Below are 12937 nucleotides of genomic sequence, written 5' to 3'. Positions count from 1 at the left end.
TTAACGATCGGGGTAGTAAATGCCGAGAACAGAAAAAGTGTGTCGTCGCTTCGCTTGGTTTCCGACGAAGAAGACGGTGTCCTTGGTAGGTGCACACATCTCTTCGAAAAACTTCTCCTTGATAATCGATGTGAGTTCTTGGTCGGAGGCCGGTCGGAAGCGGCGCTGCAAAGCGACAAGTTCCCAGTCGAGGATTCTTTGACGATGGCCTCGACACTCTGGCTGCCAGCAGGTGTAGCGGTACCACGCTGCGAACCGTGGTGCCTCGAGAGCGGTTCGTGGCGCAGAGGAGTCGAGGGCAAGCTGGTTGACATACTTGTCAATTTTCCGCTGCTCCTCAGGGGTCCACGGAGGATGCGGGGCAACCTCGATACCGTAGATACGTTTCGGGCGGATAGCAGCCAAGGAACGTGCCTGGGGATCCTCTTTACACCGCCAGTAGATCCGGCACATGGACTCCTCGATGAAGCCGGAGATATAGGGGATTCTTTTCTTCCATCCCTTCAGCTTTTTTTCGATTTTTAGGGAATCTAAGCGAGGACGCCAGCTTTCCGGACGCTGGTCGTGGAGTCTCGATGGTTTCGCGAACAGAGACACCACATCGTACTTGTTAAACTGGTCCTCGGATTCGAGTGCCCGAAAGTTGATCGGATATAACCGGACCCAACCTTGACAGTCAGGGTCGAGGCGCAAACCCGCGACGCAGACTGTCTCGCCATAGGTTTTTGACGGTGTGGGAGCGGCTTTGACTGTAATGAGGACCCGCATCCGCTCCAGTTGATCCCCTGGAGGCTTTAACGGAGGCGATTCGAGATCGGGGCTGAAAAGGGACAGTTGTTCTTCTCGAGGCATAGGACTCCTTTGACAGAGGACGAGAAGACCATTTCTCCACGATGTAGAAACTTTACCCATGGCAAGGGGGTGGGAAACAGATATGAAAAACAAGCCTCTTTTTTTGTAATTTTTATTATTTCTATTATGAGGATTTATGTCGTCTATCTGTTGGAAAGTTGTTGCGTCTTATCTGGACGACTGAGGAGAGTAGTACCTCTCCGTGAGGAAGCCTCATGGCCACACGCTAAGCCAGTGGTCGAGATGCTAAGCCGCAGTTCTTCGTTCCCGGTGCTTGATCGGGGCGGCACTCCAACGCCAGCGATCCCAAAGAAAAGTTTGAAACAGGGAATTAAAAAATCTTCGCTCCATGATCTACTAATTCCCAATTTTCTGAATGTTTTTGGATTTTAAGGTGTCTGGGGCTCTTCAGGGATGCGCCAAATAATTCGAAAGCGACTCTCTGGGGGTAGATTGATGGGGCCGATAGTTTCAATTCTTTTAATAAGATAGTTGAATACTAGGTGATGTGCTTCTTCTGAGACTTCATGCCAAGTTTCGGGAGTTACAGTCATCACCTCTCGCAACAAAGTGACATCTGACTCTTCCTGGAGTATTTCCGCTCGCTCCTCTTGGCTTATCGTCTCATCAGTTCTGATGGCATGTACAGATTTTTGGAGAAGGTTGGGCTCAGAGCGCAGGCGCCGCAAAATTTCTGAGCATCCGTAACGGAAAGCCTGGATGGCTGATACTTCCTCAACCTCGGGGCTCTTGTAACCATAAGGTACTCCTTCCTCTGCTCCTGGATAGTCGCCTTTAAGTATGCGCGAAAGTGCGCGAAGAGCGAACTCTACTCCATTTTCTTCAATTATTCTTTTGACGGAATAAATCCATTCATCTTCAGAAATTATTGGCTCATGTGGGAGTGTCAATGAAGGGTGGATTTCAATAGCGTTGAAGGGATTGATGATGAGTCCAGCAACTAGTTCAGGGGTCCACTTTCCGTCCTCGCCGCCCCAGCCGCTGAGATCGAATTCTCGAGCAGACTTCCAAGCTCCTGCCTCGCCCTGACGTGTTGCACGCCATAGCGGAAGGAACCGTGCCACCTCGGACTGGGGGTCTCGAGGCGGAGTGCACTGCTCGGCCATCACGACAACGATTGAGCGAACAGTCTCCCAGCGCGGCTTCCGTTCTCCTTTGAGAGCAGTCCGGACGCCTTCATGACTGACACTGTCTGGGAGATCGTCTCGGTCCTTGATGAGCGAACTGATCTTCCGATAGCTCAGCAATCCAGTAGCTCTATGCAGTTCCTGGAGAGCCTCAACCAGCTCTTCGTGTGCCAAGGAAGCAGGGAATGAAGTAGCGTCTGCCGGCATATGGGCTCCTTCCAGCAGCAGGAAATGTCAACTTTTGCCAACAAAGCAGTCTGATTGCGTCAATTTTAGTCAACTTCCTGGCTTTTCCTGTCAGATGACGACATGCAGCCAGAGATGTCCGAAGCATGGAAGGTGACGTCTAGCTTTGTTGCTTCAAGGGGTTGCTCGCGTATGCACATTCCTGCTTATGCCCGTGCCACGATCCGTGCGGAGTTACCACTAGTCCCGACCCCAGGACAAGTGGCTGGCCTGGACTGTTGTTTCTGCAACGAGCCTTTTGGGAGACGCGCACCAGTCTCGCTCGGGGGGACTGAAGGATTCGGGTTGTTTGCATGCCGCCCTTGTCTAACCCATCTGGTCGCCCGGGCACGTCAACTGCGTGATAGCGCACTTGTCCGAAAAGCTGAGCAGGCTCGGAAGGAAGCAACTGCGTGGGCTGCAGAGCGTGGACGATATCTCGCTGAGCTTGAGCGGGTGCGTCGGGCAGCGGAGGCCGTAGCCTACCTCGTTACGGAGAAGGATCTCAGAGCTTCGCAGACCGCCTGGTTGTTCATGGAATTGGAGTCGGCTTATGCCTGGGTTGAGGACGGTGCTCCCGAACAACCGGCCTCCGTTGAGGACGAGGACGAGATTATGCAAAGAAAAAAGTTCCAACTCGCGTTGGAAATGATCTCAACGAGGTTCGCTGTGGCGAATTCTCTCGCTTATCGGATCATCAACGACGCCATGCCTCCTGATCCGGAGCTTTGTGAGGAAATGGAATGTCCCGAAGGTTGCGACGGTAAGCATGACTTCTCAGACATCGATTGTGGACCCGATGCCATATTAGAGTCTTTGGTAGAGTTTGGAATCGATGTAGAAGAAGGTGAATACCGCACTCTTTCTCATCCAGTTGAGGACGGGGAAGCGCCGTGAAGTGGGACAGCTTGACTCTCGCTATCCTTGCCTTCTCCGGCTGTGTCACTCTGACACTCTCGCAGATCAATGAGGTCCTGGCACGAATACCGCCAATCATTCGTGCTTGGCGTCAGGTGCGGAGTGAATTGGGCAGCAGTGGAAAATATGAAGAAGATCCCGACCTGGTAGATGGTGGTCCCCGTTCAACGGGGAACTATGTCGAACGGTAGAGAGACTTCCTGAGCTATTGCTGGTCAATCAGCTCTGCGTTGGATGTTTTGCGTAATAAAAGATCTTTGGGGTGGATACTTTTCCAGGAGGGTATCCACCCCAAAACGATTGTCACGACCTCTGGGCGGGCACCAACACCGCGCGACCCTGGATCTTCCCGGCCTCCATCCGCTTGTACACCTCGGGGCCTTCCTCAAGCTCGTAGCGTTCCACGTGCACGTCGATCGCGCCCTGTTTGGCGAGTTCGACGAGTTCGATCAGCTCGGAGCGGGTGCCCCAGTAGCTGGTGCTCACCCTGGTGCCGTAGGGGAGCGAGTCGAACGACACCGGCAGCGACCCACCGCCGATACCGATGATGTTGATGTGGGAGTCCAAGCCTGCCATCTGCGCGGCAAGGTCGAGGGTGACCTGTGCCCCCACGAAGTCGAACACCACGTCGGCGCCTGCGCCGTCGGTCAGCTCCCGCACCAGGCCCACGGCTTTGGAGTCGGACGGCAGCGCGTGGTGCGCTCCGCTGCGCAACGCCAGTTCCCGGCTCTCCTCGCGGATGTCCAAGGCCACCACGGTGGCTGCGGACATGAGGCGCAGCAGTTGGATGCCGACGTGCCCCAGCCCGCCTGCGCCGATGACCACCGCGACACTGCCCGGTTCCAGCTTGGACATGGAGCGTTTGATCGCGTGGTACGGGGTGAGTCCAGCGTCCGTGAGCGGGACGGTTTTCACCGGGTCGAGGTCCCCGATCGGCACCACGTGCCGCTCCGAGTCGACGAGCAGGTATTCCGCTAGTGCTCCGGGACGGCCCAGTCCCGGGGGCATGATGCCGAGGCGCGCGGCGCGCGGACAGTAGTTCTCCCGGCCTTGCGAGCAGGCGTGGCAGGTGCCGCACCCCCACGGTCCGTAGACGACAACCGAGTCGCCGACGGAGACGGCGTTCACGTTCTCCCCCACGGCTTCGACGACGCCAGCGCCCTCGTGGCCCAGGGTGAGCGGCAACTGGTAGGGGAGGGTTTTGGCGTCCCAGTGCATGACTGTGAGGTCGGAGTGGCAGATTCCCGCGGCGGTGACGCGCAGCAGGATCTGGCCGGGGCCGGGAGTGGGCACGTCAACGTCGACGACGCGGGGCGGCTGGCCGACCTCACGGTATTGGACGGCATGCATGGTGTTCCTCCTCTGCGAGCGGTCCGCCTTGGGATTGCAATCCCATTGGGGCGACTACCCGCAGGTGGGGGGAAGGAACGGGCGGAAAGTCAGCGGGAAGGTGGGAGGAAGGCGGCGGTCTTCGAGACGCTCAGCCTGCCCGGTGCAGGCGTAAGGCCCACCGGAACCGGTGGGCCTTGCATGCCTCTGCTGTGGGGCCGTGTCACGCCTTTGCGGACTGTTCTGCGATCTTGCGCCGCACCTCGTCCATGTCCAGTTTGCGGGCGTCCGCGATCAGGGCTTCCAGGGCCTGCTCGGGAATGGCCCCTGCCTGGGAGAACACGACGACGCCTTCGCGGATCACCATGAGGGTGGGGATGGAGGAGATGCGGAACGCTGCGGCGAGCTCCTGTTCGGTTTCGGTGTTGACCTTGCCGAAGACGATGTCGTCGTGGCGGGCAGCGACCCGTTCGTAGACGGGGGCGAACATGCGGCACGGACCGCACCAGCTCGCCCAGAAGTCGACGAGCACCATGTCCGAGCCGGTCACGGTTTCGTTGAAGTTCTCCTTGGTGAGTTCGATCGTCGCCATGGCTGACACCGTCCTTTCCCTTGAATACCCCTGGGGGTATTAGGGTAACCGGTACGTGTCCTGTTTTGTTCCGACGCCCCGCGACCAATCCCTCACGGTGGGGATGGTGACGTTTAGTGTCGAAGTATGAGCATGCTGCTGATGCTGGTCTCACTGCTCGGAGCTGTCCTGGTGATGGCGGTGGGGATAGCGCTCGTGCGCTGGGGGGCCGAGTACCGGGGAGGCCGGGCATTCGACGCGGACGGCATAGAGCCTCTGCCGGAAGGCAACGGCATCGGGGGGTATTGGCCGCTTGTTGAGGACAGCACCGGTCACGAACCCGTCCTCGCCCCGCACATTCTGTCCCGAGTGCGTGACCTGGTACGGGAAGGTCGGGAAGCGGAAGCGGTGGAGATGGTCCGGGAGGCGACCGGCATGGACGTGTACCGGGCTCGGGAAGCGGTCGCTCTCGTCCGGCGCAACACGGAAGGGTGACCGGGGCTGAAGCGGGGAGGCCAGGGGTTTGCCCGACTGCAACCGAGCAGTGTCACATCCCTGAAGCAGCCGCGGGCTCCAGCCGGTGCTCTGTCATCCCTTGCGCTGTTCCGTGGCCGTCCTCCTGCACGGCTGCGGAACAGTCCTGCCCCGATGGGGACGGCATCGGGGCAGGACTTTCTAGTCTCCGGGCAGGATGCGGGCCAGTTCGGGGAAAGCCTGCAGGTAGCCGTCGAGGAGGCGTTGGGCGACAGCCACCGAGTCCACGAGCGGGTGGGTGGCGAAAGCCCGCAGCGCCGCAGTCCGTGAACCGGTGCGGACCGCGTGCAGGACTTCCCGTTCCACGGCTTTGACCGCGTGCACCAAAGCGAGTTGGTGCGGGGCGAGCGGGTCCACGGCGAGTGGGCGGGCCCCGGAAGCGTCGACCAGGCAGGGCACTTCCACGACTGCGTCAGCGTCCACGCCGGGCAGGGCGCCCCGGTTGCGGACGTTGACGATCAGCCGGGCGGGCTCGTCGCGGAGGATCGCGCGCATGACCGCTAGCGCCACCTGCTCGTAGCCGCCGCCGTCCAAGTCGGCTTCGTCGCGTTCCACTCCTCCGGCGGCGCGCCGGTTGTCGGCCATGTAGGTCTCTTCCCGCTCCCGACGGGTCTGCTCCCACAGGTCGTAGGCGTCGCGAGGGCGGGCCGCAGCCAGCCGGTAGAACTCTTTCTGCTGGACGACGAGCTGCTCCCCGCGGGTGTGGCCGCCGGCCGCAAGAGTGCGGGCGATCTCTTCGCGGGTTTCGCGGGCCAGATAGTAGTAGTGCAGGTACTCGTTGGGGAGGGCGCCCAGGGCGCGCAGCCACGCCGCGCCGAACAGTCGGCCTTCTTCGAACGAGGTCAGCGCGGCCTCGTCGGCGAGCAGGTCGGGGAGCCGGTTGCGGCCGTCGGCGTGCAGGCCGCGCAGCCATCCGAGGTGGTTGAGGCCCGCGTAGTCGAAGTGGACGCGCGCCGGGTCCAAGCCCAGTGCCCGGGCGGCGCGGCGGCCGAGCCCGACCGGGGAGTCGCAGATACCGATGATCCGGTCGCCGAGGATCTGGGTCATCGCCTCGGTGATCAGCCCGGCCGGGTTGGTGAAGTTGATCACCCATGCTTGGGGGGCGAGGCGGGCCACATGCTGGGCGATGGCCACGGCCACCGGCACGGTGCGCAGCCCGTAGCTGATCCCGCCCGCGCCCACGGTTTCTTGGCCGAGTACTCCAGCGGCGAGCGCCACCCGCTCGTCGCGGACCCGGCCTTCGGCGCCGCCGACACGGACCGCGGAGAAGACGATGGCGCTTCCCCGCAACGCCTCGTCCAGGGTGTCTGCGACGCGGACGGTGAGCGGGGGTTCGCCGTAGACGGCCCGGTGGGCTTCACGCTGCTGTTCCAGGATGGTGCGGATCACCGCCACCCGCTCCGGTGCGGTGTCGAACAGCACGAGCTCGGTGATGGGCGGATCCGGGTGCCGTGCGTCGGCGAGCAGGGCGCGGTGGATGAGCGGGACGCGGAAACCACCGCCGCCGAGGATGGTCAGTCGCACGTCTTTTCCCCTCCCTGTCGGGTGCGGCTGCGCTTCACGGTAGTGGGCTTCGGCCGGAGCGGAGCCGTCGTAGCGTCGACACGGGTGGGAAAAGGGTTAACCTACGGTTTGAGCACCAGATACGCAGGGAGCGCCGATGGCCTCGGACGGAGCAGGGGACCCCCAAGGGCTGACATCCCAGTACGGAAAACTCGAGTCCACTCCTCTGGTGGGGGAGCCGAAGGACGTATTGAAGGAGACCCGGGAGAGCGGCGGACCCGCCATCGACTTGGCGTTGAGCGGGACGGTCTTCTTCGACATTGTGCTGACCGGGTTGAGTTCGCCGCCGGCGAGCGGCACCGAGGTCAGCGCCCAGGGGATGGGGTCCTGCCCCGGCGGGGTGGCGAACATGGCGGTGGCCGCATCCCGGCTAGGGCTGCGCACCGCAGTGGCGGCAGCGTTCGGGGAGGACGTGTACGGCGACTTCTGCTGGGAGACGCTGGCGAACCAGGAGATGGTGGATCTGTCTGCGTCTCGGCGGATTCCCAACTGGCATTCCCCGTTCACGGTGTCGCTGGCCTACCGGGGTGACCGCAGCATGGTCACCCACGAGCATCCGTCACCGATCCCGTTGCAGGACATGGCGCGCGATTTGCCGCAGGCGCGGGCTGCGTTCGTCAGTTTGAGCAATGAGGACGGGGTACCGGAGTGGGCGCAGGAGCAGGCGAAGAACGGCACGCTCATCTTCGCCGATGTGGGATGGGACGATAGTCAGCGCTGGTCTCCGTCCGTGTTGGAGCAGCTGCGGCACTGTCACGCGTTCATGCCGAACGCGATCGAGGCGATGGCGTACACGCGGACGGGCAGCCCGGCGCTGGCTGTGGCGGCGCTCGCCGAGCACGTGCCGGTCGCGGTGGTCACGGACGGGCCGCGCGGGGCGATCGCGATTGACCAGACCACGGGTGAGGAAGCCGAGGTGGAAGGCATCGTGATTGATGCCGTGGACACCACCGGTGCGGGCGACGTGTTCGGGGCCGGGTTCATCATGGGCACGCTGGCCGGGTGGCCTTTGGAGCAGCGCCTGCGGTTCGCTAACTTGTGCGCGGCGCTGTCCGTGCAGCACACCGGGGGGTCGCTGTCGGCTCCGGGGTGGGCGGATATTGCCGCGTGGTGGGGGCAGGTGTGCGCGTCCCGCCGTGACGAGAGCTGGGAGCGGCTTGCCCGCGAATATGGTTTTCTCGGGGATCTTGTCCCGTTGCCGTGGCTGCCCACCGCGCAGCGCCGGGCTAGCGCCACGATCGGGCTTCGCCCGTGACCGGTGGGGCAGCCTGGCGGCTGTCGGCTGTCACTGGGGGATAGTGACGCAGGCGAGGGTTTCTCCCGCGGTGCCCGCAAGCACGGGAACGGTCTGGGTGCGTTCCGCGTGGATCACCACCGAGTTGGCTTCGCCGTCGCGGGGCTGCCACGACACTGATGTCTGCGAGTGGCCGCGGCCTTCCTCGTCGGTGTGGAAGTCCAGCCACGCCTCGTTCTCCGGGTTGGCGTAGTCGGGGTCGGGCGTGGAGGGGTCGGGGGCAGGCTCGTTCTGGTAGTGGGGGCCCGCGTCTTCCGGGTTTTCGCCGCACGGGTTGGTGTGCAGGTGGGCGCCGTAGTCGCGGTCGCCGACCAGTCCGGTGACGCTGAGCATGATCTCGGAGCCGGAGTCGATCGGGGTGATGGTGACTTCGACGGTGGCTCCGATAGGAACGTTCTCCTCGTCGTAGGTGATGGCGGTCGCCCCTTCCCGCCAGGGTTCGAAGGTCGCCTGGACTTGGTGGGAGGGTTCTGGTCTGGGTTCTTCGGAGGAGCCGCAGCCCGCCAACAGAAGCAGGGACAGGGCCACACCGATGGCGGTCGACGGGATGCGCATGGCCGTTCCTCTCCGGGAGTGATGTAATTCACGGCTTTCGGGCGCATACATTACTCAATGTGCCTGAGTGAACGCACTATGCCGAGATTTCCGAAAGCGAACAATGTGGTTTCGCCGGTCCCCTTCAGGCAGGGTGGTGGAGGGTTGTCTGCCGTTGTCGGAATGGTGGGCCGTTGGCGGAACAGCGGCAGGTGCCCCACCATGGAGGCGGTTTGCGCTGCCGCGGCCCGCGCGGGCTGCGGGGCGCGCACGGCGGTGCGCAACGGATGACGGAGGATCGGATGGAACCGGACCGGGGGTGCTCCCCCGCTGCTGGAGAACAGACCCTGACCGGGGTCGCGGCCAGCCCGGGCAAAGCCACGGGACCGGTTGCGGTCCTGGCCGCGCCGCCGACGCTTCCCCCACGGCGCCCGGCGGTCACCGATCCTGACGCGGAGATCGCCCGGGCTACGGCCGCGCTCCACCAGGTCGCCGACCAGTTCCGCCGCCAAGCCGCCACGGTGGACGGCGAGGCGCGGGAGATTCTCGAAGCCCAAGCGCTCATGGCCAGCGACCCGCAACTCGCTGCGGGGATCGCTGAGCGGGTGCGCAACGGGCTTGCCGCGGAGTGGGCGCTCGACGAGGCGGTCGCCTCCTATCAGGAGCTGCTCCGCGGTGCAGGGGAGTACGTGGCGGGACGCGCCGCGGACCTCGGTGACATCCGGAATCGGGCGTTAGCGGTGCTGTTGGATGTCCCCATGCCGCGGCCGCCCGTCCCGGGGCACCCGTTCGTCCTGGTCGCTGACGATCTTGCCCCCGCGGATGTGGCCAGGTTGGACGCGGACACGGTGCTGGCGATCGTCACCCGGGTGGGCGGGGCCACGGACCACACCGCGATCCTGGCCCGTTCGCTCGGCATTCCCGCGGTGGTGGGTTGTGCTGAGGCGCACCAGTTGTGCGAGGGGACCCCGGTCACGGTGGACGGAGACCAGGGCACGGTCGTGGTGCATTCCTCCGCGCAGCAGTGCACGACCCAGCGGCATTCCCGCCCCCAGGCTGCCAGAGGGCTCGCTACGGGGCCGGGCCGCACCAAGGACGGACAGCGGGTGGAGCTCCTCCTCAACCTGGGCGGGGAGGATCCGGAACGCGCGGCCCGGCACGACTGCGAGGGCGTGGGGCTGCTGCGCACCGAGTTCCTGTTCATGGACCGGGTGGCCGAGCCGACGGGTGCGGAGCAGAGCGCCGCCTATGCGCGGGTGTTCCGCGCGTTCGGCGGCCGTGTGGTGACGGTCCGCACGCTGGATGTGGGGGCGGACAAGCCGCTGGCGTTCTTGGCGCAGGAGAACGAGCCCAATCCGGCGTTGGGGGTGCGCGGGTTCCGCATGGTGCGCACCTCCCCTGAGGTGCTGCGCCGGCAGCTTGCCGCGGTGGCCCGGGCCGCGCAGGAGACGCGGACGCGCGTCAGGGTGATGGCGCCGCTGGTCGCCACCCCGCAGGAGGCCGCGGATTTCGTGGCTTTGGCTCGGGAAGCAGGGATCGCCGAGGTCGGGGTGATGGTTGAGGTGCCGTCGGCCGCGCTGCTGGCCGACCGGGTTGTGCGCGAGGTGGATTTCGTGTCGATCGGCACGAACGACCTCGCCCAGTACACGCTGGCGGCAGACCGCACCCGCCCCGCGCTGTCCGACTTGCTGGACCCGTGGCAGCCCGCGGTACTGCACCTGGTGGGCCGGGTCGGGGCGGCAGGCCGGGAGGCGGGACGGCCGGTGGGAGTGTGCGGGGAGGCTGCGGCTGATCCACTGCTCGCTTTGGTTTTCGTGGGGCTCGGGGTGACGAGTCTGTCGATGGCTGCCGCGGCTTTGCCAGTGGTGCGCGGGGCGCTGGCCCGGCACACGGTGGCGGACTGTCGGAAGCTGGCTGCGCTGGCAATGGACGCTGCCGGGCCCTGCGAGGCGCGGGAGACGGTCCGCGCCGCGGTTGATCCCGCGGTGCTGGACGCCTAGCGGTGCGGCGGGAAAAACGTTACCAACAGCAGTTGCTTAAAGTAATGAATCTGTAGCTAATAGTCACGATATTAGGGCGGGGAAAACACCGGCGGGACGCGGAACAAAACCCTTCCGCTGCTTCACGAAACATCCGCGAACCGCACACCAGAAGTGGGTCCGGTCGGAATACGGCCGGACCCACAGAAGCACGGCGCCGTACCGGAACCGTGCGCAGACTCAGCCGGCCTGCTTGACCACGAGAGCCCGCATGGCGGCCACAGCCTCCGCCACCGTCCGGTGCACGGGAAGCTGGCGGTGCAGTCCCACCAGGCGGATGACCTTCGTCACCCGCTCGTTGGGAGCGGCGAGAGCGAGGCTGCCGCCGCGCTCCCGCACCAGGTGGTAGGCGTGGATGATGGCGTTGAGACCGCTGGAGTCCATGAAGTCCAGCGCGGAGAAGTCAAGGATCAGCCACGGCCCGTGTGCGTCGACCGCGGATTGGACCGCGGAACGCAGGTCGCCCGCGGTAGCAATGTCGAGATCGCCCTCCACTGACACGATCACGCTGCGGTTCTCGACCCGGGTGCTCACCCCAAGCCTGTACACGTTGTCACTCCTCCCAGCCTCACGAAGTCATGAGGGGTCCCCCATAGCGACCTCAGGCCATGTCATAGACCGGTTGCCCTCAGCGCGGTCCCTACTCGCGCCGATACTCCCGCCCCACGGTGTCCACCCGCACCGAGTAGCGGGGGCGCCTCTCCCCGATCCCCTGGTCGCTCGTAAGGCTTTGGACACACACGGTATTAGCCAAAACGCCAATCGGGAATGGCTGAGAGCAAGAAATTTTCACGTTACTGAGAGCAACCGGCCCGAGAATGCCAGACCCCTGGGAAAAGTGGGGGTGGTGGTGATTCACTCGTCCCGGGATACTCCGGTGAATGCGGCGAAGATTCGGTCCGCGGCAAGCGTCGCGGTGATCGTGCCCTCCCGCACTTCGTTCTCCAGCTGCGGGGCCAGCTCCCGCACCCGAGGATTGGTGTGCAGCTCCTGCAGCAGCCGGTCCCGGACCTGCGCCCACATCCAGTCCACCTGCTGCCGGCTGCGCAGCTCAGCCAGCTCCCCGGTCTCTTCTAGCGCTGCCCGGTGGGCCAGCACCTGCTCCCACACCTCGTCCAGGCCGCTCCCTTCCAGCCCGCTGCAAGTGAGCACGGGGGGAGTCCACGACGGGGAGGGCGGCTGCAGCAGCCGCAGTGCCCGCGACAGTTCCCGCGCAGCCCGGCGGGCCTCCTGCACGTGCGGACCGTCGGCCTTGTTGACCGCGACCACGTCCACCAGCTCCAGAACACCCTTCTTGATGCCTTGGAGCTGGTCGCCGGTGCGCGCCAAGGTGAGGAACAGGAAGCAGTCCACCATCTCGGCCACGGTGACCTCGGACTGGCCGACACCCACCGTCTCCACCAGCACCACGTCGAATCCGGCGGCTTCCATGAGGATCATCGTCTCCCGGGTCGCACGGGCCACTCCGCCCAACGTCCCCGCCGAGGGGGAGGGACGCACGAACGCGTTCGGGTCCGTGGCCAGGCGCGTCATCCGCGTCTTGTCGCCCAGGATGCTGCCGCCGGTGCGGACCGAGGAGGGGTCCACGGCGAGCACGGCCACCTTGTGCCCCCGCCCGGTCAGCATGCTGCCCAGCGCGTCGATGAACGTGGACTTGCCCACCCCGGGCACCCCGGTGATGCCCACCCGGTGCGCGTTCCCGCTGTGCGGCAGCAGCCGGACCAGCAACTGCTGGGCCAGTTTCGCGTGGTCGGTGCGGCGCGACTCCACCAGGGTGATCGCCCGCGCCAAGGTGGGCCGGTGGCCGGCGAGCACACCCTCGGCGTAGGCGTCGATGTCAATCGTTCTGCTCATAGCTCCTCGATCGTCTGCAGGTCAGCGAGTGCGGCCGGGACAGATGGAACACGCGGGGACCCCGGCAGTCCGGGAT

Annotated in this window: 12 protein-coding genes; 4 read left to right on the top strand and 8 right to left on the bottom strand. The window is 64.4% G+C overall.

All coding sequences use genetic code 11. The features are described from left to right. Entirely contained in the window at window positions 1-852 is an 852-nt protein-coding gene (locus TFU_RS15915) for a hypothetical protein (RefSeq protein WP_155983553.1), read from the bottom strand. A gap of 389 nt (window positions 853-1241) precedes the next feature. Further along, complete coding sequence (locus tag TFU_RS15910) at window positions 1242-2207, bottom strand: hypothetical protein (protein ID WP_011293196.1); 966 nt, start codon at window positions 2205-2207, stop codon at window positions 1242-1244. Between the two features lie 474 nt (window positions 2208-2681). Here TFU_RS15910 and TFU_RS15605 point away from each other — a divergent pair, with 474 nt between their 5' ends. Beyond that, a complete protein-coding gene (locus TFU_RS15605) occupies window positions 2682-3122 on the top strand; it encodes a hypothetical protein (RefSeq protein ID WP_016189296.1) in 441 nt (146 codons plus the stop codon). Window positions 3123-3446: 324 nt separating this feature from the next. On the opposite strand, the gene TFU_RS13790 is transcribed toward TFU_RS15605, so the two are convergent. Beyond that, entirely contained in the window at window positions 3447-4493 is a 1047-nt protein-coding gene (locus tag TFU_RS13790) for an NAD(P)-dependent alcohol dehydrogenase (RefSeq protein WP_011293194.1), read from the bottom strand. A gap of 202 nt (window positions 4494-4695) precedes the next feature. Next, window positions 4696-5073: a thioredoxin gene (gene trxA / locus TFU_RS13785; RefSeq protein ID WP_011293193.1), complete on the bottom strand. Its 378-nt coding sequence runs from the start codon at window positions 5071-5073 to the stop codon at window positions 4696-4698. 117 nt (window positions 5074-5190) lie between these two features. Here trxA and TFU_RS13780 point away from each other — a divergent pair, with 117 nt between their 5' ends. Next, entirely contained in the window at window positions 5191-5538 is a 348-nt protein-coding gene (locus tag TFU_RS13780; RefSeq protein ID WP_011293192.1) for a hypothetical protein, read from the top strand. Window positions 5539-5718: 180 nt separating this feature from the next. Here TFU_RS13780 and TFU_RS13775 read toward each other — a convergent pair whose 3' ends face one another. Next, the gene (locus TFU_RS13775; protein WP_011293191.1) at window positions 5719-7101 is read right to left on the bottom strand and encodes a 6-phospho-beta-glucosidase; all 1383 of its coding nucleotides are present in this window, start codon (window positions 7099-7101) and stop codon (window positions 5719-5721) included. 136 nt (window positions 7102-7237) lie between these two features. Between TFU_RS13775 and TFU_RS13770 the strand changes: the two genes are divergently transcribed. Continuing rightward, on the top strand, window positions 7238-8395 hold the full coding sequence (locus TFU_RS13770) for a carbohydrate kinase family protein (protein ID WP_011293190.1): 1158 nt from the start codon (window positions 7238-7240) through the stop codon (window positions 8393-8395). 30 nt (window positions 8396-8425) lie between these two features. Here TFU_RS13770 and TFU_RS13765 read toward each other — a convergent pair whose 3' ends face one another. After that, window positions 8426-8989, bottom strand: a complete 564-nt coding sequence (locus TFU_RS13765; RefSeq protein WP_011293189.1) for a superoxide dismutase family protein — start codon at window positions 8987-8989, stop codon at window positions 8426-8428. A 281-nt stretch (window positions 8990-9270) separates the two neighbouring features. Here TFU_RS13765 and ptsP point away from each other — a divergent pair, with 281 nt between their 5' ends. Then, window positions 9271-10968 (top strand): phosphoenolpyruvate--protein phosphotransferase, encoded by a 1698-nt coding sequence (ptsP, locus tag TFU_RS13760; RefSeq protein ID WP_011293188.1) that lies wholly within the window; start codon window positions 9271-9273, stop codon window positions 10966-10968. 219 nt (window positions 10969-11187) lie between these two features. On the opposite strand, the gene TFU_RS13755 is transcribed toward ptsP, so the two are convergent. Both TFU_RS13755 and meaB read right to left on the bottom strand, forming a co-directional pair. Next, window positions 11188-11556 carry an STAS domain-containing protein gene (locus TFU_RS13755; protein ID WP_011293187.1) on the bottom strand — a complete coding sequence of 123 codons (369 nt, stop codon included), beginning with the start codon at window positions 11554-11556 and terminating at the stop codon, window positions 11188-11190. A gap of 306 nt (window positions 11557-11862) precedes the next feature. Next, entirely contained in the window at window positions 11863-12861 is a 999-nt protein-coding gene (gene meaB / locus TFU_RS13750; RefSeq protein WP_011293186.1) for a methylmalonyl Co-A mutase-associated GTPase MeaB, read from the bottom strand. Window positions 12862-12937: the final 76 nt, after the last annotated feature.

Origin of the sequence: Thermobifida fusca YX (assembly GCF_000012405.1) — a bacterium.
GTDB lineage: Bacteria > Actinomycetota > Actinomycetes > Streptosporangiales > Streptosporangiaceae > Thermobifida > Thermobifida fusca.
The sequence above is the reverse complement of the archived record's forward strand: the minus strand, read 5'-3'. Positions and strand labels throughout refer to the sequence as shown.